Consider the following 25,593-nt stretch of genomic DNA (forward strand, 5'->3'; position numbering starts at 1 on the left):
TTCTAAACGAAGTGAAAGTGGGAGATGAATCGCCAGCCTGCCTTTCGGGTATATTCCCTTTGAAGGAGGTGAAAAATGGTGTTGAAACACAAAGCCTACAAATTCAGAATCTATCCGACAAAAGAGCAGGAAATTCTGATCGCGAAGACAATCGGGTGTTCGCGTTTCGTCTTCAATCACTTCTTGGCGAAGTGGGATGAAACGTACAAGACCACTGGAAAAGGACTGTCCTACGGTTCTTGTTCGAAAGAAATTCCTTTGTTGAAGCAGGAGTTCGACTGGTTGAAGGAAGTCGATAGCACCTCTGTTCAGATCAGCGTCAAACATCTTGCTGATGCGTTTGACCGCTTCTTCAAGAAGCAGAACGAACGCCCTCGTTTCAAGTCGAAGCGTAATCCCGTCCAGTCGTACAAGACCAACATCCAAGGCAAAAACCAGCTTCCTGAAGTCTCGATTGGATGCAACCAGCTCAAACTTCCAAAGCTGAAATGGGTTCGTTTCGCCCACTCGAAACAGGTCACAGGCCGTATCTTGAACGCCACGATCCGACGTAACGCTTCAGGCAAATATTTCGTCTCCCTGCTCGTCGAGCAGGAGATCAACGAGCTGCCGAAGACCGGTTCATCCGTCGGCGTCGACGTTGGACTCAAGAACTTCGCCATCCTGTCGGACGGCACGGTATACCAAAACGACCGTTACTTCCGTTCGCTTGAGAAGAAACTGGCGCGCGAACAGCGTAAGCTCTCCCGCCGTCAACACATCGCCTTGAACAAGAAAGTGAAGCTGTCCGAGGCGAAGAACTATCAGAAGCAAAAGCGGAAGGTCGCTCGTATCCACGAGAAGATCGCCAACAAGCGCACTGACTTCCTGCACAAGGTATCGACCGAGATCGTCCAAAACCACGACGTCATCGCGATCGAGACCTTGCAGGTGAAGAACATGCAGAAGAACCGCAAGTTGAGTAAGGCCATCTCGGACGTCAGCTGGTCGGAGTTCTTCCGGATGCTGGAGTACAAGGCGGACTGGTACGGGAAGACCGTCGTGAAGGTCGGCAAGACCTTCGCTTCGAGCCAATTGTGCTCGAGTTGCGGACATCAACACAAAGACGTGAAACATCTTGGCTTGCGTGAATGGACATGCCCGAGTTGCGGCATCCATCACGACCGGGATGTGAACGCAGGACTGAATCTCAAACAAGAAGCCGAACGCATCTTAGCTTCTTCAACCGTCGGGACGACGGGGTTAGCCTGATCAGGTTTCGACCGTTAGGTCGGATAACTCAGGAATCCTTCACCTCTAAGTGAAGCGTAGGTGGAGGTAGTTCAAATTCAGATAAGTGACAACCAAAGTTTTTTCGTATCCAATCTTTTGAGGATCATATGCTAAAATAATAAGGAACTGTTTTATTTTATTTTTGAATTGGAGTTTATTACATGCAAAAACTGTCCATCCGTTTTGATGTTTTGTTGGCTTCATTGATTGCAGGTCTTTTTTTTATTATGACACTCTGTCTGACATTTTTAATCAGTGACCGTGCAACAGATCGTTTACAAAATGAAGTCGGAACCACATTGTCTGCCACTGCTTTTCAATTGTCTGATAAGCTCGATCATTACATGTGGTCACGAAAAGCTGAAGTCAACGTCTTACGAACATTGCCGACGATTCAGTCCAGAACCGATCGTACTGCGACACGGAATACGTTAGAAGAGCTACAACGTCAAATTCCTGACTTTTCCTGGATTGGTGTCATGGATAAAGACGGTCGTGTATTTGCTTCAACAGGAAAGATTCTAGAAGGAAAATCCATTAAAGAACGCCCTGTTTTTCAAGAGGCACAGGAGAAACCTTTCATTGGTGACGTCCATGATGCCGTCTTGCTTGCCAAGCTGCTTCCGAATCCGAGTGGAGAACCTTTACAGTTTGTTGATATCAGTACCCCCTTGTCACCGAACAAGGGGAAAACGGAAGTACTCGCTACCCACTTAAGCTTTACATGGGCCAAGGAAATCGAACAAAGCTTTCAAAGTTCGACTGCTCAAATCAAAGATGTCGAATTTTTTATCGTCAGCAAACAAAATCGAACTGTTTTACTGGGACCAAAACAATGGCGCGGAAAACAACTTCCGGCGGATTGGTCACCCGGACACTCCACTGGATACCGGATCTCCGATTGGGAGAACGGACAAGAGTACTTGACTGGAATCGCTCAGAGTAAGGGCTACAAAAACTATGACGGTCTCGGTTGGACAATCCTCGTCCGCCAACCGACACAAATCGCGTTTTCAGATGCCAGTACGCTACGATCCTACATCTTAATCGCCGGTCTGCTCGCTTCTTTGTTGACCGCTGTCATCGGTTGTTTCATGGCCAGACTGTTGACACGCCCGTTGCAAAAAATCACAGACGCTGCCGAAGTGATGCAACAGGATCCGTCCAAGACCCTTCCTTCCCATACTGGAATTCGTGAAGTGGAGGTGCTGTCGATTGCTCTTCAAAAACTGACGACCCAACTAAAAGATTCTGAACAGGAACGTACGACATATGAATCACTCGCCCTTCATGATGCGCTGACGGGCTTGCCTAACCGGAACGGGTTGGCGGAGTATTTAGAATCAATCCATGCCTCCCGCCAAATCTATCTTTATCTCGATTTAGATGGATTTAAGGCAATCAATGATCAATACGGTCATGCGATGGGTGATCTTTTACTCATCGAAGTTGCGGACCGTCTTCAAAAATCGTTACGTTATAAAGGAATCGTTGCCCGTCTCGGGGGGGATGAATTTTTGATTGTTCTCAACGTAGAACTTTCGATAGCGGAAGTGGACCGTTATGGAAAGGATATCATCCATACCCTTTCTTATCCGTATATCTTAAATCAACAATTCCTTCAAATCGGAGCCAGTATCGGCATTTCTGTCCGCTCACCGGAAGAATCAATCGAACAAGTCCTTCATCGTGCAGATATCGCCCTCTATGATTCTAAAAAACGCGGGAAAGGACGCTTGACCTTCCACGGGTGAGAATCGGCATTGACAAGATCAAAGGTTCTTCGTAATGTGAACGCATAGAACAACCGATCCAACTACTTACAACAAGGAGCTGACAGCATGAATCAGTGGACACGCGAAGCACGCTACCGCCCGCTTTCCGACCTCGCACCGGAAGTGTATCAACTTATGAAAGAAGAAGTCCGGACATCACCTTGGCGTTTTTCTTTTCATATCCAACCACCAACCGGTCTGTTAAATGATCCGAATGGATTTATTTATCATAACGGGACCTACCATCTTTTTTATCAATGGTTCCCCCTTGGTCCTGTTCACGGGTTGAAATACTGGTACCATATGACTTCCAAAGATTTAGTGCACTGGTTCGATGAAGGAGCCGCTCTCATTCCAAATGACGATCCTGATTCACACGGTGCCTACTCCGGCAGTGGATTCATTAAAAACGACCAAGTCCACATCATGTACACTGGAAATAAACGGGATGCGGAGTGGACGCGTCATACGAGTCAAATCGTCGGACATCTTCGTTCAGACGGTCGGATTGAAAAACACCTTCCTCCCGCCATTCCGACTGTCCCGAATGGTTATACGGAACATTTCCGTGATCCGAAAGTCTTTCAATCTGAAGGAACTTGGTACTGCATCATTGGTGCCCAGCGAACCGATTTGACAGGCTGTGCAGTGATCTACCAATCAGAAGACGCCGAGCAGTGGACACTGATCGGTGAACTGCAGACGGACTATCCCCGCTTTGGTTACATGTGGGAATGCCCGGATTACTTTGAGCTTGAAGGACAGGGTGTATTGCTGTTCAGTCCGCAAGGGATTGAGCCGAAAGGCGATCACTTTCAAAATATCTTCCAGTCCGGCTACTTCATCGGAAAACCACTCACGCTTCCGGATTTAACGTTCCAACATGAGGATTTTGTTGAACTGGATTTTGGATTTGACTTTTATGCACCGCAGACGACGCTCGCAGCTGACGGACGCCGGATTCTTGTTGGTTGGATGGGATTACCAGATATTACGTATCCAAGCGATCGTTACAATTGGGCTCATGGTTTGACATTACCCCGCGAATTGACACTTGAAAATCAACACTTGCGCCAACGACCGGTCCGTGAACTGACCGCCTTACGAAAAGAAACACTGTATGCGGACGAGTTTGTTTTGGAACATTCTTTTTCACCCGCTCACGCGGAAACGTTTGAACTGGAACTCTCTCACCTTCAACTTCTTTCAGATACGTTGACATTCAAACTTCGTGTAAGCGATCAGGAAGAAACCGTTCTGCGGTACGAGGCGCAAACCAGACGATTTACATTCGACCGGACACATTCTGGAGCCGAAATTCCAGCAACGGATTACGGCACCACCCGCTCCGTTACATTAGTCGAGCCTTTACACGCTTTACGTCTGTTCGTCGACCGTTCTTCCGTTGAAGTCTTTTTAAATGATGGTGAAGCGGTTGCTTCCGCTCGGATTTTCCCGAAGTCAACTAGTCAAGATATTATCTTGGCGGGTGAAGCAACAGGTCATCTTGCGATTTATACCCTCTGACAAAGTGAAAAGCACATTCCTGTCCAGCTACAAATTGCTGAGGAATGTGCTTTTTTCAAATGAGACGTTTCCCTTCCGCGAACAAAAAGCAGAAACGAGCCTTAAGAGGGCAAACGAACACATTCCATCTTCACACGTCAAAATAATGGGATTAACCTGACGATTTCAACCAAACGAGATTTCCTTTTGAAGATCAAATGCCAAGATATGTTGTTCTCCGATTGGACCCATCACTGATTGTAAAGTATCGACATAACCGGTTTTAAAATATAACGACTTTGCTGCAATATTTTTTTTATTCACAGCCAAGGTAATCGCAGTCACTTCAGGAAAATGTTTATTCACGAATGCAGGCAATTGCATCATCGCTTCTTTGGCGTATCCTTGCTGCTGATGTCTTGCATCGATTGAAAATGCCCGTAACAGAACACTTCGTTCATCCGTACGATGTGTTTTAGGCGGATTCAAATGCAAAATGAAAAAGCCTACGACTTCCGATTCTTTTTTTATGACGACAGGGAATTTATCCGGATTGTTTAACGCTTCCGACACGACCTCAGTCGGAAACGTCGTAAACTGGATTTGTTCCTCCGGAAGAATAAACGCGTCGCACTGCTCATAATGTTCATTGGTATACATAAATAATTTGACTTGAGACATAATTTCTCCGCCTTCCATTCGTCGAAGAGACATGTTGCTCCCCTTACATCTATTTCCATTTTACATGTTCTAGATGTTTTTAGCCAATGCTTCCGAACCGTTCAAGTGAAAGGTTATATCTTTACTTATATTCCACTTCTTTTGTAGACTTAATCAATTGTTAGACCGAAAGTGCTAAACTAAGAAAAGAAAAATTGAGTTTATAGAGGTAAGAGGTGAACAGAACGATGTCTCCAGACTTTTTTGAACGCATGGAACAAGAAACCGGCACTAGATTGAACGCGGTCCAACGTCAAGCAATCGAACATGATCAAGGTCCTCTTTTATTACTGGCTGCTCCCGGTTCAGGAAAAACAACGACACTCAACTTTAAAATCGCTTACTTGATTCTTGAAAAAAAGGTGAATCCACGATCGATTCTAGGATTAACGTTTAGTAAAGCTGCTGCACACGAGATGGCGGAACGTTTTCACGATTGGTTTCATCATTTGATTGGAACGACTGCTTCCTTCTCAACCATTCATAGTTTTGCCTTTCAAGTCGTCCGCGATTATGCATCCGCGAATCGCCTTCAATATACAATCATTGAAGGTACCATCGAAAAATCAGCAATACATCGTACAGACCAACCCCTGCACAAACGAATGGTGTTGCGTCGTATCTTCCAAGAGATCAACCGAAGTGTCATTACGGAAGATCAAATGGACGAATTATTACGAATGATCTCTTTCGTCAAAAATCGTTTGTTGTTGCCAAAAGATCTCGAAACATTAAAGACAACCATCAAACAGTTTCCGGCAATTTACTCTGCTTATGAACAGTTTAAATTACAGGATCCGTCTCACCCGTTGATGGATTTTGATGACATGTTGACGTATGCCAATACCATCCTTGCCGAGGACGCAACGTTACTTGCTTCATATCAGCGACGCTTCGAATATATTTTGACGGACGAAAGTCAGGATACTTCTTTAGTCCAGCATCAACTTGTCGAAAAATTAGCGTTGCCCCACAATAATCTTTGTGTCGTCGCCGATGATGATCAAACGCTTTACAGTTGGCGTGGTGCGGATGTATCGAAGATCATTCATTTCAAGGACACGTATCCTGATGCAACTGTACTGTATATGGAACAAAACTATCGTTCCTCAAAAGAAATTGTCGAAACGGCCAATCGGTTCATCCAACGTAACAAAGTGCGTTATCCTAAAAAGATGTATACAGAGAATCCGCCTTCGTGCCCTATCACGGTCGAGACTTTACCGGCTTATGAAGACCAAACGCGCTATGTCATTCGTCAATTAGGCGAGGAAACGAACTTTAAAGAAGTGGCGATTTTATACCGTAACAACTCATCATCCATCAACATGATGAATGCACTCGATTTAGCCGGAATCCCTTTTTATATCAAGGATGTTGATCATAAATTCTTTAGCCATTGGGTTTTAAAGGATGTCTTACATTTCATCGAACTGGCAAACGACCCTTCGAATGTTGAAATTTTAGCGCAAATTCATACGAAATTTGCAGGATACATCTCAAAAGTTCAATTACAACGTCTTTATGAACTGCGTAACGGAGAGAATGTATTTGATTTACTGATCCAACATGTCGATATGAAGTTTTACCAAAAAAAACAGTTGAAAACGATTAAATCGGTTTTTGCTGCCATGCAAACAGCCCGTCCTGCTGCGGCTTTAACACTGATCCGAAACGAACTGGGCTATGAAAAAAATCTGAAAAAGATGAGTGACAGCCTTGGATTCAGTATTGATTTTTTACTTGAAATGCTCAATACAATCGAAAATGTCGCCAGTGACCTGCCGACTGCACTTGCTTTTAAAGAACGGATTTTACACCTCGAAAACTTAATGCGTCAGGCAAAATCCAACAAACATCAAAATGCTGTCACCTTATCGACCTTTCACAGTGCCAAAGGACTCGAATTTAATCGTGTCTTCATGATTGACTTGATTAACGGCGTCCTTCCATCATCGGATAACATTAAGTCCTACAAAGACGGGCAACTTGAAGAGATGGAAGAAGCGGTCCGCCTGTTTTACGTTGGTATGACCCGGGCACGGCATGATCTTCATCTGTTGTCTTACCGGTATAAGTCAAAACCGGTCGAAGAATCTTTATTCATCACGAATATCCGGCAGATTCTCAATCCGGATCAAAAGGTACAAAAAGAAGCCCGCTATGCTCCGCGTTTGAAGCATAAATCAGCTGGTCCGCTTCTTGCGGTCGAGAAGAATATGCGAATTCGGCATAAATCCTTTGGAGAAGGAACCATCGTGCATTTGATGGACGATGTTCTGGAGATTCAGTTTGACAAGGGTATCGATAAACAACTGTCCCTTCAAGTCTGTTCTGAAAATCAGTTGTTAACGATTCTTTAAACAAAAGACTCATTTTCCACTGGAGTTCGTCCGGTGAAAAATGAGTCTTTTTTTATCATGTCATGCGGTTATCATTTTGACGCACCAGTGCATCACGGATTTCCGTGAGTAATTTTTCTTCCGTTGTCGGAACCACCACTTCCTCCGGTGTTTCCTCTTTTCGACGAAACGCATTGATACCTTTCACAAACAGGAACAATGCAAAGGCAATCAAGATGAATTCGATGCTTGCCTGCAAAAACTGGCCGTACAATAAGTTGGCGTTACCGACCGTGACGGATAACTCCTTGACGTTAATCCCGCCGATGATGATACCGATCAACGGCATGAATATACTGTCGACCAAGGATTTAATGATCCCGCTGAAGGCTGCCCCTAAGATGACACCGACTGCCAAATCAATTACATTCCCGCGAAACGCAAACTCCTTAAACGCTTTGAACAATGAAACTTACCCCTCTCTTGTTACGTCCATGCCCGATCGGCCAATTGACGAATCGCATATCCGACCCCATGTTCGTCGTTGGTTTTCGTCACTTGATGCGCAATCGCTTTTGCATCTTCATGTCCATTTCCCATCGCTATCGCCATTCCGGCGACTTTGAACATCGGCACATCGTTTAAGTTGTCTCCGATGACAGCGACCTCTTCGATTGACACCCCAAGATGCTTCGCCAGTGTTTTGACAGCCGTTCCTTTGTCTGCTCCAAGCGCCATGACTTCGATGTTGTCATGACCGGATGACGTCACATAAATCCCGTCCACTTTTTGTTCGATTTCTTCCCAAATCTTCTTCATCAAGTCCTGATCAAAAGAGAAGGAGATGAACTTAAAGACTTGTCCCGCTTGATTACGAATGAATGAGCGGAATCCATCAATCATCTTGACGTCTTCATTGACATAATAACGATTGTGGAAGAAGTCGAGCACATCCTTTGCCCGATCACTTTCCTGACTCATTTCCTTGAGCGAATCATAGGCGGCGTCAATTGTTGATCCTTGTGCCGTGACGAGACCTTGGTCACAAAACATCTCAAAAAATACTTCGTATTGGCTGATGATGCCATAAATCTGCTGGGCTTGCTCCGATGTCAGCGTCGTCGCACTTAACTCTTCCCCGTCGACGGTCAAAACGCGTGCACCGTTCGACGCGATGATCGGACACGTGATTCCTGCCTGATCCGTCAATTCTTTTGCATTTAAGTAATTTCGTCCTGTTGCAATCGCAAAATCAATGCCTTGTTCTTTTGCCGCTTCAATCGCCGCAATCGTTTCCGGTTCTATTTTCTGTTTGCTGGATAATACGGTACCATCCATGTCTGAGATCAATAATTTGATTGCTTTTGCCAAAACGTTCACTCTCCTTTGTCTTTTTCAGTTCCACTATACCATTTCTCTTCTCAGTTTCCTGTTCTCATCCTTGTTCCTTTACCAAATCCTCCTTCTTCCTTTACAAAATCGGAGACAAGAGTCTTGAAATGCTCTCTTTGAATTTAATCATCCGGGAGCGCTCTGCATATTTTTCCGCCGTCAACCGCTCACAGACGAGACAATCTTCTTCAAACAGCTGTGCTAATTCAGAGGCGACATGTGGATCGTAAACAACCGAATTCATCTCAAAATTTAATCTGAAACTGCGGGCATCGATGTTAGTCGTTCCGACGGAGGCGATTGCTTGATCGACGACAATCGTTTTGGCATGTAAAAATCCGGGTTCATACGTGTAGATCTTTGCTCCGTAATCAATCAGTTCCCCGGCTGCCGCTGTCGTCGCCCAATAGACAAATGGATGATCCGGTTTGTTCGGAATCATGATTCTGATTTCGACACCTGACAGTAATGCCATTTTACAGGCATCCATGTAACTGATATCTGGAATAAAATAGGGCGACTGGATATAAATCGATTGCTTGGCGGATGAAATCATTTTTATCAGTAGATTCTTGAGATGCTCCGTCTTCGAATCCGGACCTGATGTGACAATTTGCATCGGCAATTCCTTTTCAATCGAGTGGGCGCTGTAATAAAAAGTATTTTTTTCGGTATAGCTGTCACTCGCCTGATTCCAATCCAAGATAAATCGGTCCAGTTGATCATGTACGACTTCTCCTTCTAACCGAAAGTGGGTGTCGCGCCAGTATCCAAACTTTTCGTCGATTCCCAAATACTCCGTCCCGACGTTGAAACCGCCGATATAGCCAATCTTCCCGTCGACGATACACGATTTCCGATGATTCCGGTTGTTGAGGCGGAAATTGATCAATCCGATCGTCGGTGGGAAAAAAGCGAATACTTCTCCATCATATTTCATTAATTCTTTGAAATCAGACCGTTTTAAATCGCGGGACCCGACGGCATCATAAAGTAAACGGACTTTTATCCCTTCTTGCGCCTTTTTTGTCAGTGCTGCGATTAGAGCCTGTCCCAAAGAATCTTTTTGAATGATGTAGTATTGAATATTGATTTCGTGCTCCGCATTCAAAATATCGGTCATCATCCGATTAAATTTTTGTTCCCCGTCTGATAAAATTACGACCTCATTTTTAAAACTGAGTAACGCGTCGTTTGATATTAAATTCATTCGGATCAACTGGTCGTACCGTACGACAGCGGGATGACGCATCTGTGTCTGCGGATGATTCAGCTCTTCAAGTTGTAATGCCACACGCCGTTTCTGTTCTTGTTTTTCCTCCTCTTCGACATGATAGAAGTCTGTTTTTTTCAAGAGACGTCCGAAAAATAAGTAGATGAGAAATCCAATGAGCGGCACAAAATACAGAATCAAAACCCAGGCCCATGTTGCACCGATATCCCGCCGTTCCAAAAAGATGACGGTGACGACGGCCAAAAAATTCATGATGATCAATCCATACGCCAAAATGACGAGAAACGTGCTTAAAATCTCAAGCAAAGTCATCCCCTCCTTTGTGTCTGTCAGGATTTCTTTTCCCCAGTGTATAAGCTATTCCTTGTTTTTGTAGAGATTGAAACAAAAAAGTGTACGAAACATCATAACACTCCTGATGTTCGTACACTTTATGAAAACCTGAAAGTCAGTTGACCGACTCGTCAGCATGTGATCGTTCCAGTGCAATCGACTCAATCATCGTTTTTGCACTGGCGACACAGTCTGGCAATCCTACTCCGTCATAGGCAAGCCCTGCGAGATAGATGCCTGGATACTGTACCAATACTCCCTCCCGGACACGTTGAATCCGTTCGGCGTGACCGACGGTGTAAGCAGGAAGACCATCCACCAACCGGCTGATGATGACCTGCTTCGGTTCTAATGTCCGACCGCAGATTTTTTCTAAATCCTGCAATACGGCTTGGCGCAATACATCGTCCGACTCATGGACAAGATGATCATTGCCCGGTCGACCGACAAACGCACGGAGGACCGTATGATCCGGTGCCGAATGATTCCATTTTTGATCAATTGCCGTACAGGCCGTGATCGAATACGGTGCCCGCCGATTGACGACAAAACCTGTTCCTTCAATCGGTAACGACTCTTGTTGATCAAAAATCATCGTGACCGTCGCCGTCGAATGGGTCGTCAACTGCTCAAGCTCCGGCAAGTGAGCATCCGGCAACAGTTGGACAACTTGAGGATGTGGAATCGTCAGGAGGACATAATCCGCGTACTCTGGACCATGGTCCGTTTTCAGCCGGTATCGTCCGTCTTCACGTGAAATCTCAAGTAACGGTGTCTCAAGACGGACTTCTGAACGTTCCAACATCTCTTCCAATCGTTCAATCAACGATTCGAGCCCTGTTTCGAGCGATAAAAACTGCCCGGTCGCTTTGATCGTTGTTTGTGGATTTTGCGGCAATTGATCGAGCGGACGCATCAAACGCATGCCTTCAAACAATGAACCGGCTTTTTGTTCGTTCGCGACGAATTGAGGATACGTCGCAAACGTACTCATCTGATCGATGTTGCCGGCATAAATACCGGACAGTAACGGTTCAATCAGTTTTTCAACTAATGCATCCCCAAGCCGCGGACGTAAATACTCTCCAAGCGGAATGTCCTGTTCCGGAATCCTTAACTCGTCAGACGGATGCAACAATAAGTCAGCGACTTCCTGTTTTTCCTGTTCTGTCAGTAACGTCGTTTCTCGGAACAGATCTAGATCCGTCGGAATCCCCATGACGGCACCTTTTGGAATCGGATGAAGACCGCCCGTATCAAGGATAAATGCTTGGGACGTGTTATTTCGGACCAATTTTTCACCAAGTCCGATTGCTTCAATCAAATCCGTCAAGATGTGTTTTCGGGCGACGTAAGAATCCGGTCCGCGTTCAATCGTAAAACCATCTTCTCGATACGTCGCGACCTTCCCACCAAGGCGTTCTCCGGCTTCGAGCAATGTGATATTCAAATCAGGAAAAGTACGTTCTGCGTAATAGGCAGCGGCAAGACCCGTAATACCACCGCCGACGATGACGAGACGTTTACTTGACATAACTGCCGACCTGTTTCGAAACAGCCTCGGTGACTGCTTTCATAAAGGCAGGATCTGCGTTCGGCATGACCGGACGCGCGTAATGAATGCCCAGTTCGTCACAGACGACTTTACACTCGTAATCATTGTCGAACAAAACTTCCAAGTGATCCGCGACGAATCCGACAGGAACGTAGACGAATGCTTCGTATCCTTCCGCTTCATAGACGTCACGCGTCAAGTCTTGCACATCTGGGCCGAGCCAAGGTTCTGGCGTTTGTCCGGCTGACTGCCAGCCTGTGATCATATGTTGGACACCGGCACGCGCCGCAATCAAGTCCGCTGTTTCTTTTAATTGTTCCGGGTACGGATCACCGTTTGCGATGATTTTTTCCGGCAGGCTGTGTGCGGAGACGACCAAGACTGCTTTTTCTTCCGGTACAGGTAACGCATCAAATGTTTTCCGGATTTCTTTGCCCCACCAGTCGATGAACGCTTCTTCTTTGTACCACGATTCTACAGAAGCCAAATGAATGCCGTGTTTATCCGCCACTTCTTTCGCACGACCGTTGTATGAACGGATACTAAACGTTGAGTAGTGCGGTGCCAGTACGACTGTGACGGCTTCCGTAATCCCGTCTTTCGCCATTTGTTCGACAGCATCTTCGACGAATGGCTCGATATGCTTCAGACCAAGATACAGTTTGAATTCGATTTCGCCTGCATATTTTTCTGTCAGTTGACGATGCAGTTCTTCCGCTTGATCAATCGTGACTTGCGCAAGTGGTGAGACACCACCGATTGCTTCATACCGTTCTGTCAGTTCAGCCAATGCTTCTGGAGACGGTTTCCGTCCACGGCGGATATGTGTGTAATAACGTTCGATGTCTTCCGGTTTGTAAGGCGTACCATACGCCATGACGAGTAATCCTAATGTTTTCATTTCGCTACCTCCATTTTTTCTTTCGAGTAATCATGGATATATGCAGTGAGACGTTTTAAGACTTCCGGATCCACTTCCGGGAAGATGCCGTGTCCTAAATTAAAGATGAAACCGGGACGTTTCATTCCCATATCAAGGATTTCTTTTGTTTTCGCTTCGAGAATCTCCCATGGGGCAAGCAAGTAAGAGGGATCAAGATTTCCTTGTAAGGTTTTCGTCAGTCCGCGTTCACGTGCTGCATCGACCGACAAACGCCAGTCGAGTCCGACGACGTCGAGCGGCAGATCATGCCATTCTTCTGCCAGGTGACTTGCTCCAACACCAAACATGATCATCGGAACACCCGTGTCTTTCAATTCCGTGAAAATACGTTCCATTGTCGGTTTGATATAAAGAACATAATCATTCCGGCTCGTCGTACCGACCCATGAATCGAAGATTTGGAACGCTTGGATGCCGGCATCGACTTGCGCTTTGATATAATCGATGACCATGTCTCCGAGTTTCTCCATTAAAGCATGCCATACATCAGGATGACCATACATCAATGCTTTCGTTTTATGGTAGCCTTTTGACGGACCACCTTCGATCATGTAACTGGCTAATGTAAACGGTGCGCCCGAAAAACCAATTAACGGCACTTCAAGACGTTCGCGCAACAGTTTAATCGTTTCAAAAATGTAAGGAATATCTTCTTTTTTGAATGGTTGGAGCGCTTGAACATCGTCCATTGTCCGAATAGGATTCGCGATGACGGGACCGATGCCGCTTTTAATCTCTACGTCGACACCCATCGAAGGCAACGGCGTCATAATATCTTTATAGAGAATTGCTGCGTCGACTCCCAACTGTTTGACTGGTAGTTCTGTGACATACGCGCACAACTCAGGGTCGTGTGTAATCTCAAACAACGTCCGTGTCTTCTTGATTTCACGATACTCGGCTTGATACCGGCCTGCTTGTCGCATATACCAGACCGGTACATGGCTTACCTCTTCGCCACGAATGGCCCGCAAAAATGTATCATTAAATTTTTTCATCCTAACTACCCCTTTATACTGTTCTAACGCCCCAAAATAACGCACGATAAGTTTGTGAACACAGAAACATTATATCTGAAATTCAGAACGGTGTGCCAATAAATCGTTTACAAAATTACAGTTCTGTTACCCGTTCATCAAATGTTCACCGTTTCTTATATAGACCAAACGCAGCATTTAGTTGTCCGCGAATCAAATCAGAACGTTGTTGTTCGGTTACTTTACGTTCTTTTTCACGAATTTCATGCGTCCGCCAACCGTCTTCGATCTTTTCCGCAACTTCCACTAACCGTTCGATGTCTGTAAACGAGTATTTTCTGGTCTTCCCGTTCGTCCGTTCCGGAAAAATCAACTTCCTTTTCTCGTAGTAACGAATCTGACGTTCCGATAAACCGGTCAATTCACAGACAATACCAATCGTCATCACCTTTTTCTCTCGGTAATTCATCTTCGTCACTCCTTTCCTTCAAAATACCATGTCAGATTTTCTGACACAAGACGTTTCTTGGAAAGGATTTCCGTCTAAAGTAAACACATACTTTAAATTGATAAAGGAGGAACGACGATGAATTTAGAAGAAATGTTAATTTCGGTCGATACGTTTTATGTCTTATTCGCCACTTTATTGGTCTTTACGATGCAAATTGGGTTTTTATTACTTGAGACGGGAATGTTACGTGCTAAAAACGCAGGGCATGTCGCTGTCAAACAATTAATCAGTTTCTCCGTCGCCGCTCTCGCCTTTTGGGCAATCGGTTTTGGATTAACGTTTGGAGACGGACCCGGCTTGATTGGAACGGAAGGATTTTTCCTCCAAGGTGGGTTTTCGAGTCTCGACTGGTCCAATGTAACCATTGATGTCAAGTTCCTCTTCCAATTGTCCTTTGTTGCCGTATCCCTCGCCATCGCCTGGGGTGGTTTTGCGGAACGTGCCAAACTTTCTGTCTACCTGCTGTTCGGAACATTTTTCGTCGCCATCATCTATCCGATCATCGCCCGTTCAGTTTGGGCAGGTGGTTTTCTCGGTTCGCTCGGGATGCAGGATTTTGCCGGTTCAACCGTCGTCCACTTACAGGGTGGAATTGCCGCTCTCGTCGCTGCTTTAATCTTGAAAAAGCGAATCGGAGCAGAAAAAACGCCTTTACTTGGCCATAACGTCATCTACTCCGTTGTCGGCGCCTTCATCCTTTGGTTATGTTGGTTTGGATTCAACGCCGGATCAACGCTGACAATCGCTGACGGCTTCTTCAGCTATGTTGCTTTAACGACCTTGCTTGCGACAGCTGCGGGAGCACTCGGAGCACTCGCCATTTCCTTCTGGCATCGTCGGGTCGCGGATATCCCGTCGATCATCAACGGCGTCTTAGCTGCCCTCGTCGCCATCACAGCCGCTTGTGCTTTCGTCGAACCGTGGGGAGCCGTCGTCATTGGTTTCCTGGCCGGTATCATCACATACGGTACAAGCATCCTGCTTGCCCGTCGTGTCGATGATCCGTTGTGCGCCTTTTCCGTTCACGGTATTGCCGGAATTTGGGGCACACTCGCCACCGGATTCTTCGCTTCACCCCGACTTGTTGAAATCACAGGAATCGGACAGGCCGGACTATTTTATGGCGGTGGTTTTACACAGCTGGGGGTTCAAGCCCTTGGTGTCGTTTTTGCAGTCGTCGTCGTTAGTGTCTTGAGTTACGCCTTCCTCAAATTGCTGGACGTAACGATCGGCCTCCGGATTACACGTGAAGATGAACTTCAAGGACTTGACGTCGCAGAGCACGGACAAGCGTCTTACGACCTCCCTGCGCCAGTCAGCAAAGAGTTGCGTCCTGCGTATGAACAGGAAAAATCTACTGAAAATGTCAACTAAGTTGTACCGCCAAAGACCCCTTTGCCACAGGTAGCAAAGGGGTCTTTTATCTTCGGTTCTATGGTTACTCTTTCCTCGCGTAATATTCAGCGACAACAAGTGCCAAAACAGCTCCCGCAACGACGGTCGGGAAACCGCTGATGAGATACCCGGCTATCGTCAAAACCACCACTTGTAAAAACGAAGTAATCCGAAGCACTTTCCGTTTTGAAGCCGTCGCGTCTCCAAACGGTAATAAGCGGGTCAACAGGTGTGAATCGATGGCTCGTGTGAACGGAGCCAATTGAAAGCTTGTCAGTCCACTGAAGGCCGGCACAGCAAGAACCACCAACCACTCATTGTCTTTCCCAAGCCACAAGAATACGGCTCCAATCAGTGTCAGACGAACAATCAAACCAATTCCATCCGTACTTCGAATGAATTGTTTCATGTACAAATAGTCAAACGTCCGGTTTCGGTCAAATCCGATTTTTTCCACCAGATGACTTAATATACGCCGCCGTTTGTATGTCGTCGACAATCGCGGCACATCGACAAACCAGTTCGCGATTCGGTAAAACCGGTCCCTTGATTCCTGTTCAAGCGCAATCCAGTCCATCAATGGCAACTGGTCTTGTTTTTTTAAATGAAGCGTCAGCAATAATAAACTCGTGACGACGATGCTGAATGATCCCATCCCGAGCATAACGAGAATTCCGGCCCCGGCTGCATATAAGAGAACAATCCGATGACCGACTCCTTCGAGTTTCGATAAATTGGCCGCTGCGCCAATCATGCTTAGTGCCGCAAACAAAATTCCCAGTCCGATTGGAGAGGTCTCTTCCGTTCTGACGTACAAAACAGCAACCACGAGAAACGGAATGACTGTCCGGATCATACCAAACAAAGCATTGTACACCCGGACCCGCTTCATATAATTTGCAAGGTGCGGCAGGCTTGGAAGTAAAAATACTTGATCCGCCTCGGTTAAAAAGGTTCGTGTCGATCGATAAAAAGCCAATAAGATGAACAGACTGCCCATGACCAGATTTCCTGGAAATGCAGAGTCCAGCTGATCCAAAAATCGACCGTATACCACAAGACCGTACAAAACAACGAAATAGACGGTAAACAACAAGCCGCCGTTCGCCATGTACCGGGTATATTTCGTCATTTCCGCCATAGCCGCCTGGTAACGCGTGCGCCATAAAACGGAACTCGTCATCGTTCTGCCTCCTCGATGGCGGCGACGTAGATATCGTCGAGGGAACCATCCTGCAGTTCATACCGCTCTCGAAGTTCGCCTGTCGTTCCTTCTGCAGCAATCCGTCCTTCGTGTAATAAAACGAAACGGTTGCAATGACGTTCTGCCGTCTCCAAAATATGCGTTGACATTAAAATGCCTTTGCCGTCTGCTTTTAATTCGCTGAAAATCATCAACAGTTCACGAATGGCAAGCGGATCAAGTCCAACGAACGGTTCGTCAACAATCAATAACTCACTTCCGGTGATCAAAGCACAAAGAATCATCGCTTTTTGCTTCATCCCTTTCGAGAATACGCTAGGGAACCACTCCAATTGTTTCGTCATGCGAAGTCGGGCAGCGTAATGAAGAATACGTTCTTGTGCCAGTTCTTCTTCGACCGCATAACCCTGGGCCATCAACCGCAAATGTTCACGCAATGTCAATTGTTCATACAGCATAGGTTGTTCTGGAATATAAGCGACTTGTTTTCGGTATGCCTGCTCATCTGTTTCAAGGCTGATTCCGTTAATCAGTATCTCACCTGATTTTACCGGTAACAAACCTAATATGTGTTTGATTGTCGTTGATTTTCCCGCACCATTTAAACCAATCAGCCCAACCAATTCCCCTTGCTTCAGTGATAAGTTGATCTCGTGCAGTACTTTTTTGGAACCATACCCACCTGATAATTCATTTATTTTCAATAACACGTTCAGACACTCCCTTCATTAACTATCCTAGACAATTCATTCTCACATTTCTAGTTTGACTCATTTTTTTATTAAGAAAAGGTTTGAATACATCTTTTTACGGTAATTACTCTTAGTGTAATCGTTACATCAATATATGAAAACGACTTACAAAAATCGAAAGTAGTATTTTAAAGACTAATTTCATCGAGGGGTAACTGGTATAATCGTCTAGCTATTTTACTTTTCGTGAATTTCCCCTTTTGATCGAAAGAAGTATTTAACGGATTTCCTCTTTCGATGTGTTTACAACTGCCTGAAAACAGGTAAATCTAAAATAAGAAAAGGAGGGTTCCAAATGGGATTCTTATGGGCTTTAATCGTTGGTGGATTAATCGGTTGGGTAGCTAGTCTCATCATCGGGAAAGATGTACCAGGTGGTATCATCGGTAACATCGTCGCCGGGTTTGTAGGAGCAATGATCGGTCAAGCAATCTTCGGTACAATGGGACCAGATATCGCTGGTTTCGCAATTATTCCAGCTATCTTAGGTGCTATCATCTTAATCTTCATCGTGTCATTGATTCTTCGTTCAGTACGTCGTAAATGATTTATTAAGATAACAAATAACGCACAAATCACAAAGGAGTGTTTTTAAAATGGGATTTTTATGGGCTTTAATCGTCGGTGGATTAATTGGATGGGTAGCTAGTCTCATCATCGGAAAAGACGTACCGGGCGGCATCATCGGTAACATCATCGCTGGTTTTGTTGGTTCAATGATCGGACAAGCTATTTTCGGGTCAATGGGACCAGATATCGCTGGTTTCGCAATTATTCCAGCTATCTTAGGTGCAGTCATCTTAATCTTCATCGTATCGTTGATTCTTCGTTCAGTACGTCGTAAATAATTTAAACTACTAAAATTAAAAGGAGTGTTTTAAATGGGATTCTTATGGGCTTTAATCGTTGGTGGTATTATTGGTTGGTTAGCAAGTCTTATTCTCGGTAAAGATGTACCAGGCGGCATTATCGGTAACATCATCGCAGGTTTTGTCGGTTCAATGATCGGACAAGCATTATTCGGCAGCTGGGGTCCTGATGTCGCTGGATTCGCTATCGTACCAGCTATTCTTGGTGCAATCATCCTAATCTTGATCGTTTCGTTCATCCTTCGTGCGGTTAACAAACGATAATTTCATTTCTAGAAAAAACCACTCAGAGACATGGCGTCTCTGAGTGGTTTTTTGATTACGGTGAACTGGACTCAACCATCACCTCAATTCAAGCCACATCTTCCCTGACCGTTCAATGATCCGCTTTTCTGATTTGATATTCAACCATCCTAACAACTCTTCAAAAAAGCCTGTCGGATACTTCCAAACCTTTCCGTTCGCTTCATCAGTCTTCGACTCGGGTTTTCCTGCTACATTTTCGAGTTCTGACTTGGTTTTATTGAGGTCAATGACAATACTTTGAACTTCCCGACCGTCGTATACGACTTCAAACCCCTCGTATACGTCCTTATTGGCTAAACGGTTTACCGGAGGACCAAAAGTGTTTTCCCATTTCTGTTGACTTCGTCCAAGATATTCTGTCATTTGCTTAACCGTCTTCCCTGTTCTCGCTTTCACTTCGGCTTCTAGTAATTTTTCAATATCAATCCCGTACTGTTCTTTTTGATCAGGCGCAACCTGTGAAGCCAGTTCAAAAGCAATGCTTGTCTTTTTCTGATCTCCCAGTTGAATGGTTTTACTCGCACGCCCTGTCTTACCGTTTTCCTGTACACGTGCCGACACTTCATATTCACCCGGGAAACGCTTGAGGATTAACGGCTTTCCTTGCAACGTGTTACCTGACGGCGTCTCATTAACCAAAATACTGGATGCGTTCACATCACTCGTTACTTCTAACGTTTGTTCATTTAAATGAAGCGTATACGTATCAAACCAAAAACGACCCGGTTGCTGTTTCAGTGAAAATAAATCCTGTTTGGCGCTTAATGCCGGTTTCTTCGGATAACGGCTTTGATCAGATTTAATTTCAGAAACGGCTTTTGCCAAACGATTTTCATCCGCTCGGAACCAGACCATCAGACGATTCGTTTCCGCCATTTTTAAAGGCTTATTGTTTACATAAACCAGTTGCCGGAACGTTTCTTCATCCTGATCCTTTACTGCCTGGCGAAATACTTGATCCGTTTTTTCACGTGCTGCAGCCGGAAGTACTCTGCTCCAACCGACATAAGCCATCAGAATGACCATCAATATCAATCCGGTTAGCCAAACGATGCGTTGATTTCGTTTCTTCTTGTTTTCGTATACAGTGATGCGAGAGGGCATCTTAGCTTCTCCTACTTTCTTTTTCAAGTTTTCTTTTAGTTTAGAAACCCTTCAGATTCTTGTCAAATACCCGCAAATTCAAGCGGTTCAGGTATACTGAAAGAACATTTAACAAAAGGAGTGAGTTCATTGCAAAAAGAAAACTGTATTTTCTGTAAGATTGCCAATCATGAAATCCCTAGTCACAAAGTATATGAAGATGATCACGTTCTGGCGTTTCTGGATTTATCACAGGTAACGCAAGGTCATACGCTCGTCATTCCGAAACAACATGCAGATAACGTTTATGACTTATCCTCTGAAGAGGCACAAGCTGTTTTTTCGGTTGTTCCGAAAATCAGTCGAGCGTTACAACAGGAAACAAACGCAGCTGGTATGAATGTGTTATCCAACACGGGTAAGGTAGCCGGACAATCCGTCTCTCACTTCCATTTACACTTAATTCCGCGTCACAACAAACACGATGGATTCGGCGCAAAATGGGAAGTCCACAATGACGAATATACCGCTGAAGAGTTAGCTGATATCGCTCAGGCTGTCCAAAATCGTCTCTAATCCCTTTGATTTACTCACTCATTTTAGAAATATTGTCAAAATAGGTTTCTAATATCGGATTTTCGGTAAAATAATATAAAACAAATATTTTAGTATCGAAAGGAGGTTAATTATGTCGAAGCGTCCCCAACGTAACTGGGTCGCTTTTGGTGCTACGCTGTCGCTTGTGACTTTTTACGGTTTGAAGGCGCTTCGCCAAGGTACTAAAAGTGACTCTTCGAATGGTAAACAACGTCGGAATTCTTATTCTACAATCGTAACGAACGTGCAGGATTTAACGCAGGAGGGAAAGAATCTAATAGAGACAGCCAAACTTTCTGGCATGACCTTTAAAGAAGAAGTAACAAAAGATGTCTCTCAGTATCAGTCAGAGGTTCAAGAATCACTGGCACGTCTTCAAAAATTTGCTGATGAGGCAAAACAAGACGTCGATCATCTCACTCCTCAACAGTAACGATCCGCTGCTTCGATTTGTTTTTGTATAGTTTGCATTTTGCGCGTTTGAGCCATTGTCACCTTTCGAAAGGATGAGTCAGATATGGAACACGAAAAATTATATCCTGGACAAGAAGCACTGTTATACAGTCACAAAATTGTCCAACTGAGCAAAGCACTATGGAAAACGGTAGAAAAAGATTGGCAAAACTGGATCAAACCTTTTGATTTAAACATTAATGAACATCATATTTTATGGATTTCCCATGCACTGGGTGGTGCCTCGATTTCCGAAATCGCTAAATACGGTGTGATGCACGTCTCAACGGCATTTAACTTTTCGAAAAAATTAGAAGACCGTGGTCTTTTGACGTTTTCAAAAAAAGAGACGGATAAGCGCAATACCTACGTACAGTTGACACCAGAAGGCGAAAGTTTGTTGCTGGAAACGATCCAAGCATTCCGTCCTGAAGAAAACGGTGTTTTCCGTGCTTCGCTGCCGCTCCAGGAGCTTTATGGAAAGTTTCCTGAACTGACAGACATATCAGCGATTGTCCGTCGTCTCTATGGCGATAGTTTTATGGACATCTTTGCTGAGACGTCAAAAATGATTACAGAAGAAGCAGATCGGCGTCCGCAGGATCCGGTCATCGACTCCATCAAAAAAGCATGACCTTTGCATGAATTTCAGTTGGTAACGTTCTATGCCACAAGGCCTAGGACGTTTTTTGTTGTTTTTTAGCAAGTAACGTTCCGGTTACCATTCTGTCTCAAAACGTTGCGGCACCTCACAATTTCCCACAAAAATAGTACGCCTGCATCCCATCTGATATGGTAGCATGATGTAAGAGCAATTCACTTTTGATTTTGCAGAAAGCTGTCAAGATAACGAAGATATGATATGATAGAACGGTTGAAATAAATGGTAAATTAGGGGTGTATGTATGAAAAAGAAACTTTTAAGTGTAGCAGCAGTGGCAAGTGTGTTCACATTAGCAGCATGTGGTTCAAACGATGAAGCCGTCATCAACTATAAAGGCGGAGAAGTCAACAAAGCGGACGTTCAAGAAGAAGCGTACCAAAAAGCTGGTGCTCAAATTGCTTTCCAACAAACAATGAATAATCTGCTCGAAAAAGAATATGGTAAAAAAGTTACCGACAAAGAAGTCGAAGCAGAAGTTAAGAAAACAAAAGATCAGTTCCCGGACAAAGAACAGTTCAAATCTACTCTTCAAACAGCCGGTATCAAAAGTGAAAAAGACTTCGAAAAAGTGTTACGTACACAAATGCTCTTAACAGAAGCAAAATCAGCTAAATCTAAAGTAACCGATAAAGAAATCGAAGATCGTTTCAATCAGGAGAAAGTAGAAGTAAAAGCAAGCCACATCCTCGTTGAAAAAGAATCAGAAGCCAAATCTATCAAAAAACAATTGGATGAGGGCGGCGACTTCGCGAAGATTGCCAAAGCGAAATCGACGGATACAGGAAGTGCAACAAAAGGCGGCGATCTTGGATTCTTCACAAAAGGAAAAATGGTTGAGGAATTCGAAAATTATGCGTTCAAGGATGGCGTTGAAGGTAAAATTTCCGATCCAATCAAAACACAATTCGGATACCACATCATTAAAGTAACGGATCGTAAAGAGAAAAAAGACTTTACGCTTGAAAAAGAATCGGATCGGATTAAAAAAGCATTGGCTGAAGAAAAAGCCGCTCAAGTTAATCCAAACGACATCTACCGTTCATTAATGAAAAAATATGATGTCAAAATCGAAAATAAAGATTTCAAAGATGCGTTTGATCTTGATAAGCAAGAACAACAACAGATGCAACAACAAATGCAACAGCAACCACAACAATAAGAAGAAAATCCCTGCCTCCCAAAAAGGAAGCAGGGATTTTTTTATCAAAATTAGCCGAGAATACTCCCACTTCTAAACGTTCAGGGCGAAGCCCTAGTGCAAGTGGGAGATGAATCGTCTTCGGGCAAAGCGTGTCTTGCGACACGTTAATTGCCCGACACTCCTGGTGTGAAAGCAATTAAAATCAGGAATAAAAAAAGAGTTATGTTCTTTGAAAACTGAAGATATAGGGTTGTGACAGGAAGTTCGTCTGTCACGTAAAATCTTCAACGTTCACCTTGCGGATGACCGAAGTAGCGAAAACCAAGCAGAGTAGGCATCCGCATAAAAGAAACGGACAAGATCAACGTTCAACCGTCGGGACGACGGGGTTAGCCTGATCAATTTTTGACCGCTAGGTTGAATAACTTAGGAATCCTCCATCTCTTAGCGAAGCGTAGGTGGAGGTAGTTCATCTACTGATGGCTGTTACCGAACCGGTGCCCGTTCATATTGTTTCGGTAAACTGACCTCGTCCTTCAGTTCTGCCGCCGCATGATAGACCCAGTATGGTTGACGCAACAGTTCACGGGCAAGCAAGATGACGTCTGCTCGCTCGCTGCGAATGATTTCTTCGGCAAGCGTCGCTGTCGTAATCAGACCGACCGCCCCCGTCTTTATGCCAGTCGCCTGTTTAATTTCCGCCGCATACGGGACTTGATAACCGGGATAAACTTCCGGTACAGCGTTTGCGACGACTGCTCCTGAACTGCAATCGAGCAAATCAATCTGACGTTTCTGTAACTCTTCCGCTAGCGGAATATAGTCCGTTGCCGTCATTCCGCCTTTTGCATGATCTGCAGCTGAAATGCGAACCCACAAGGAAAGAGTGGTCCGCTCCTGAATCGCATCGATGATCTCAAGCAAAAAGCGCATCCGATTTTCCATTGATCCGCCGTATTGGTCTTGGCGTTTATTGGATAACGGAGATAAAAATGTATTGATTAAATAGCCATGCGCACCATGGATTTCAATAAAATCATAACCCGCTTGTTCGACTCGAAGAGCCGCATCGACGAACTGCTGTTTAATCACATTGATTTCTTCCATCGTCAGTTCGCGTGGAGACGCATACGAATCGTCAAACTCGATGGCTGATGGTGCGACAGGAGGCATTGCCGTCGTACTTTTTCGTCCGGCGTGCGCCAACTGAACACCGGCTTTCGCTCCTGCTGCCTTGACTTGATTGGCAATCCGCGTTAATCCTTCGATGTGTGCATCCGACCAGACGCCGAGATCACCAGCTGAGATCCGTCCGTCCGGTGTGACGGCCGTTGCCTCCAAGATGACACCGCCTACCCCACCGACAGCACGTGACGCATAATGGGTGACGTGCCAATCTGTCACCATTCCATCTTCTTTTGCACTATACATGCACATCGGTGCCATGATGACACGGTTTCGGAACAACAGATTTCCGATTTGGACTGCTTCAAATAGCTTGGTTTTCATCTTGCACTCTCCTTACATCGTTTTTGCATACTGTTCGTTAGTTTCGTTCATTCCACAATTAAAGTTTCGGACGATAAAAAGAGCGGTTATCCAGCGCAAAGGAGCGCTCCGAGAATTGCCCGGGTTCCACATATTCCAGCAATCGGTCCATCATCGTCATCCGGGCATCCAGATTATCGATCAGGAAGAGCACTTCCGCCTCACGCATTTGTGGTGCGACGGCGGATCCCCATTCCGGACGACCGTGGTGACTTAACACCAGGTGTTGCAAGACCGTCAATACTTCTGCGTCGATCTGCAGCTCTGCTCCGACCTTTTCCAGTTCTGCGACCATTAATGAAATATGTCCGACCAGTTTTCCCGGTAACGTATATTCCGGCGTGACGGGATCCGACAATTCCTTGATTTTAGCGTAGTCATGCAAGACGACACCGGCAATCAACAGATCTCGGTTCAATGTCGGATAAAGACGGGCGATTTGATCCGCAAGTTTCAACATCGACAGGACATGATACGACAATCCCGAATAAAATGCATGATGATTTTTGACGGCTGCCGGATGCGTGAAGTAGGCATCAAAGTCCTTGATGACAAGATGTTTGACGAGTTTTTTCATATCGGCATGATGAATCGACTCAATGAATCCTAATACTTCTGTCTCAATCTGTTCCCGCGGGAGCGGTGCCGACTGGATGTACTCTTCGACATTCGTATCCTCAAGTACGGTAATTTGTTTTAATTTTAATTGTGTCCGTCCACGGTAATCCATCACTTCCCCGGCAGCATGGACAATGAACTTCGGCGCATATTTAGTGAGATCACTCGTATCCCACATTTTTGTCTCAATTTCACCTGTCTTATCTGCTAAAATCAATGTCAGATACGGTTTTCCGTTGGCGGCGATTCCTTTTAATGCTTGTTTGATCATGACTCGTTGATCGAGCATCTCTCCCACTGCTAATTGACCGATACCTTTCATTTCACAACACGTCCTTTATAAGAATTCATTTTTTCACCGGATAAATCTGACTACAGTACATACTTTATCATTCTACTATAT

Annotated in this window: 25 protein-coding genes; 12 read left to right on the forward strand and 13 right to left on the reverse strand. The window is 44.9% G+C overall.

The window, feature by feature from the left end; all coding sequences use genetic code 11:
• Nucleotides 1-78 precede the first annotated feature (78 nt).
• The 3 genes from tnpB to ACHA8N_RS09645 all read left to right on the forward strand — a co-directional run bounded on the left by tnpB (nucleotide 79) and on the right by ACHA8N_RS09645 (nucleotide 4,574).
• Complete coding sequence (gene tnpB / locus ACHA8N_RS09635; RefSeq protein WP_393965565.1) at nucleotides 79-1,251, forward strand: IS200/IS605 family element RNA-guided endonuclease TnpB; 1,173 nt, start codon at nucleotides 79-81, stop codon at nucleotides 1,249-1,251.
• Nucleotides 1,252-1,433: 182 nt separating this feature from the next.
• On the forward strand, nucleotides 1,434-3,026 hold the full coding sequence (locus ACHA8N_RS09640; protein ID WP_393965531.1) for a sensor domain-containing diguanylate cyclase: 1,593 nt from the start codon (nucleotides 1,434-1,436) through the stop codon (nucleotides 3,024-3,026).
• Nucleotides 3,027-3,113: 87 nt separating this feature from the next.
• Nucleotides 3,114-4,574, forward strand: coding sequence for a glycoside hydrolase family 32 protein (locus ACHA8N_RS09645; protein WP_393965532.1), 1,461 nt, complete (start codon nucleotides 3,114-3,116; stop codon nucleotides 4,572-4,574).
• A gap of 165 nt (nucleotides 4,575-4,739) precedes the next feature.
• On the opposite strand, the gene ACHA8N_RS09650 is transcribed toward ACHA8N_RS09645, so the two are convergent.
• Entirely contained in the window at nucleotides 4,740-5,213 is a 474-nt protein-coding gene (locus ACHA8N_RS09650; protein ID WP_393965533.1) for a GNAT family N-acetyltransferase, read from the reverse strand.
• 248 nt (nucleotides 5,214-5,461) lie between these two features.
• Here ACHA8N_RS09650 and ACHA8N_RS09655 point away from each other — a divergent pair, with 248 nt between their 5' ends.
• Nucleotides 5,462-7,636 (forward strand): ATP-dependent helicase, encoded by a 2,175-nt coding sequence (locus ACHA8N_RS09655; protein ID WP_393965534.1) that lies wholly within the window; start codon nucleotides 5,462-5,464, stop codon nucleotides 7,634-7,636.
• 55 nt (nucleotides 7,637-7,691) lie between these two features.
• Here ACHA8N_RS09655 and mscL read toward each other — a convergent pair whose 3' ends face one another.
• The 7 genes from mscL to ACHA8N_RS09690 all read right to left on the reverse strand — a co-directional run bounded on the left by mscL (nucleotide 7,692) and on the right by ACHA8N_RS09690 (nucleotide 14,518).
• Nucleotides 7,692-8,081, reverse strand: a complete 390-nt coding sequence (gene mscL / locus ACHA8N_RS09660) for a large-conductance mechanosensitive channel protein MscL (RefSeq protein ID WP_147511979.1) — start codon at nucleotides 8,079-8,081, stop codon at nucleotides 7,692-7,694.
• A gap of 20 nt (nucleotides 8,082-8,101) precedes the next feature.
• Nucleotides 8,102-8,995: a Cof-type HAD-IIB family hydrolase gene (locus ACHA8N_RS09665; protein ID WP_233550605.1), complete on the reverse strand. Its 894-nt coding sequence runs from the start codon at nucleotides 8,993-8,995 to the stop codon at nucleotides 8,102-8,104.
• Between the two features lie 91 nt (nucleotides 8,996-9,086).
• Nucleotides 9,087-10,547, reverse strand: coding sequence for a cardiolipin synthase (gene cls / locus ACHA8N_RS09670; protein WP_393965535.1), 1,461 nt, complete (start codon nucleotides 10,545-10,547; stop codon nucleotides 9,087-9,089).
• 142 nt (nucleotides 10,548-10,689) lie between these two features.
• Entirely contained in the window at nucleotides 10,690-12,108 is a 1,419-nt protein-coding gene (hemG, locus tag ACHA8N_RS09675) for a protoporphyrinogen oxidase (protein ID WP_393965536.1), read from the reverse strand.
• Nucleotides 12,098-13,030, reverse strand: a complete 933-nt coding sequence (gene hemH / locus ACHA8N_RS09680) for a ferrochelatase (RefSeq protein WP_147511983.1) — start codon at nucleotides 13,028-13,030, stop codon at nucleotides 12,098-12,100. Before hemH ends, hemG begins: the two co-directional genes overlap by 11 nt.
• Nucleotides 13,027-14,070, reverse strand: coding sequence for a uroporphyrinogen decarboxylase (gene hemE, locus ACHA8N_RS09685; RefSeq protein ID WP_147511984.1), 1,044 nt, complete (start codon nucleotides 14,068-14,070; stop codon nucleotides 13,027-13,029). The genes hemH and hemE overlap by 4 nt, the downstream gene beginning before the upstream one ends.
• 145 nt (nucleotides 14,071-14,215) lie before the next feature.
• Nucleotides 14,216-14,518 carry a MerR family transcriptional regulator gene (locus ACHA8N_RS09690; protein WP_147511985.1) on the reverse strand — a complete coding sequence of 101 codons (303 nt, stop codon included), beginning with the start codon at nucleotides 14,516-14,518 and terminating at the stop codon, nucleotides 14,216-14,218.
• A gap of 117 nt (nucleotides 14,519-14,635) precedes the next feature.
• Here ACHA8N_RS09690 and ACHA8N_RS09695 point away from each other — a divergent pair, with 117 nt between their 5' ends.
• Complete coding sequence (locus ACHA8N_RS09695; RefSeq protein ID WP_393965537.1) at nucleotides 14,636-15,934, forward strand: ammonium transporter; 1,299 nt, start codon at nucleotides 14,636-14,638, stop codon at nucleotides 15,932-15,934.
• A gap of 64 nt (nucleotides 15,935-15,998) precedes the next feature.
• On the opposite strand, the gene ACHA8N_RS09700 is transcribed toward ACHA8N_RS09695, so the two are convergent.
• Together ACHA8N_RS09700 and ACHA8N_RS09705 are read right to left on the reverse strand one after the other, a co-directional pair.
• Nucleotides 15,999-17,138 carry an ABC transporter permease gene (locus ACHA8N_RS09700; protein WP_393965538.1) on the reverse strand — a complete coding sequence of 380 codons (1,140 nt, stop codon included), beginning with the start codon at nucleotides 17,136-17,138 and terminating at the stop codon, nucleotides 15,999-16,001.
• Nucleotides 17,135-17,875, reverse strand: coding sequence for an ABC transporter ATP-binding protein (locus ACHA8N_RS09705; RefSeq protein WP_393965566.1), 741 nt, complete (start codon nucleotides 17,873-17,875; stop codon nucleotides 17,135-17,137). The genes ACHA8N_RS09700 and ACHA8N_RS09705 overlap by 4 nt, the downstream gene beginning before the upstream one ends.
• A gap of 331 nt (nucleotides 17,876-18,206) precedes the next feature.
• Between ACHA8N_RS09705 and ACHA8N_RS09710 the strand changes: the two genes are divergently transcribed.
• From ACHA8N_RS09710 to ACHA8N_RS09720, 3 genes are read left to right on the forward strand one after another with little or no spacing between them, the layout of a single operon-like run.
• Complete coding sequence (locus ACHA8N_RS09710) at nucleotides 18,207-18,458, forward strand: GlsB/YeaQ/YmgE family stress response membrane protein (protein WP_026829092.1); 252 nt, start codon at nucleotides 18,207-18,209, stop codon at nucleotides 18,456-18,458.
• Nucleotides 18,459-18,507: 49 nt separating this feature from the next.
• On the forward strand, nucleotides 18,508-18,759 hold the full coding sequence (locus ACHA8N_RS09715; protein ID WP_147511989.1) for a GlsB/YeaQ/YmgE family stress response membrane protein: 252 nt from the start codon (nucleotides 18,508-18,510) through the stop codon (nucleotides 18,757-18,759).
• 33 nt (nucleotides 18,760-18,792) lie between these two features.
• Entirely contained in the window at nucleotides 18,793-19,044 is a 252-nt protein-coding gene (locus ACHA8N_RS09720) for a GlsB/YeaQ/YmgE family stress response membrane protein (RefSeq protein WP_147511990.1), read from the forward strand.
• A 78-nt stretch (nucleotides 19,045-19,122) separates the two neighbouring features.
• Here the strand turns inward: ACHA8N_RS09720 and ACHA8N_RS09725 are convergent, their stop codons facing one another.
• Complete coding sequence (locus ACHA8N_RS09725; RefSeq protein ID WP_393965539.1) at nucleotides 19,123-20,190, reverse strand: TcaA second domain-containing protein; 1,068 nt, start codon at nucleotides 20,188-20,190, stop codon at nucleotides 19,123-19,125.
• 129 nt (nucleotides 20,191-20,319) lie between these two features.
• Between ACHA8N_RS09725 and ACHA8N_RS09730 the strand changes: the two genes are divergently transcribed.
• From ACHA8N_RS09730 to ACHA8N_RS09745, 4 genes are all read left to right on the forward strand, one after another.
• Nucleotides 20,320-20,745, forward strand: coding sequence for an HIT family protein (locus ACHA8N_RS09730; RefSeq protein ID WP_147511992.1), 426 nt, complete (start codon nucleotides 20,320-20,322; stop codon nucleotides 20,743-20,745).
• A gap of 112 nt (nucleotides 20,746-20,857) precedes the next feature.
• Nucleotides 20,858-21,199, forward strand: a complete 342-nt coding sequence (locus ACHA8N_RS09735; protein WP_147511993.1) for a hypothetical protein — start codon at nucleotides 20,858-20,860, stop codon at nucleotides 21,197-21,199.
• Between the two features lie 84 nt (nucleotides 21,200-21,283).
• On the forward strand, nucleotides 21,284-21,853 hold the full coding sequence (locus ACHA8N_RS09740) for an HTH-type transcriptional regulator Hpr (protein WP_012369593.1): 570 nt from the start codon (nucleotides 21,284-21,286) through the stop codon (nucleotides 21,851-21,853).
• Nucleotides 21,854-22,124: 271 nt separating this feature from the next.
• Complete coding sequence (locus ACHA8N_RS09745) at nucleotides 22,125-23,042, forward strand: peptidylprolyl isomerase (RefSeq protein WP_393965540.1); 918 nt, start codon at nucleotides 22,125-22,127, stop codon at nucleotides 23,040-23,042.
• A 468-nt stretch (nucleotides 23,043-23,510) separates the two neighbouring features.
• On the opposite strand, the gene namA is transcribed toward ACHA8N_RS09745, so the two are convergent.
• Nucleotides 23,511-24,533, reverse strand: a complete 1,023-nt coding sequence (namA, locus tag ACHA8N_RS09750; RefSeq protein WP_393965541.1) for an NADPH dehydrogenase NamA — start codon at nucleotides 24,531-24,533, stop codon at nucleotides 23,511-23,513.
• Nucleotides 24,534-24,591: 58 nt separating this feature from the next.
• Nucleotides 24,592-25,512 (reverse strand): HD domain-containing protein, encoded by a 921-nt coding sequence (locus ACHA8N_RS09755; protein ID WP_393965542.1) that lies wholly within the window; start codon nucleotides 25,510-25,512, stop codon nucleotides 24,592-24,594.
• Between the last annotated feature and the right edge of the window lie 81 nt (nucleotides 25,513-25,593).

The organism is Exiguobacterium sp. S22-S28, assembly GCF_043359615.1.
Lineage (GTDB): Bacteria > Bacillota > Bacilli > Exiguobacteriales > Exiguobacteriaceae > Exiguobacterium_A.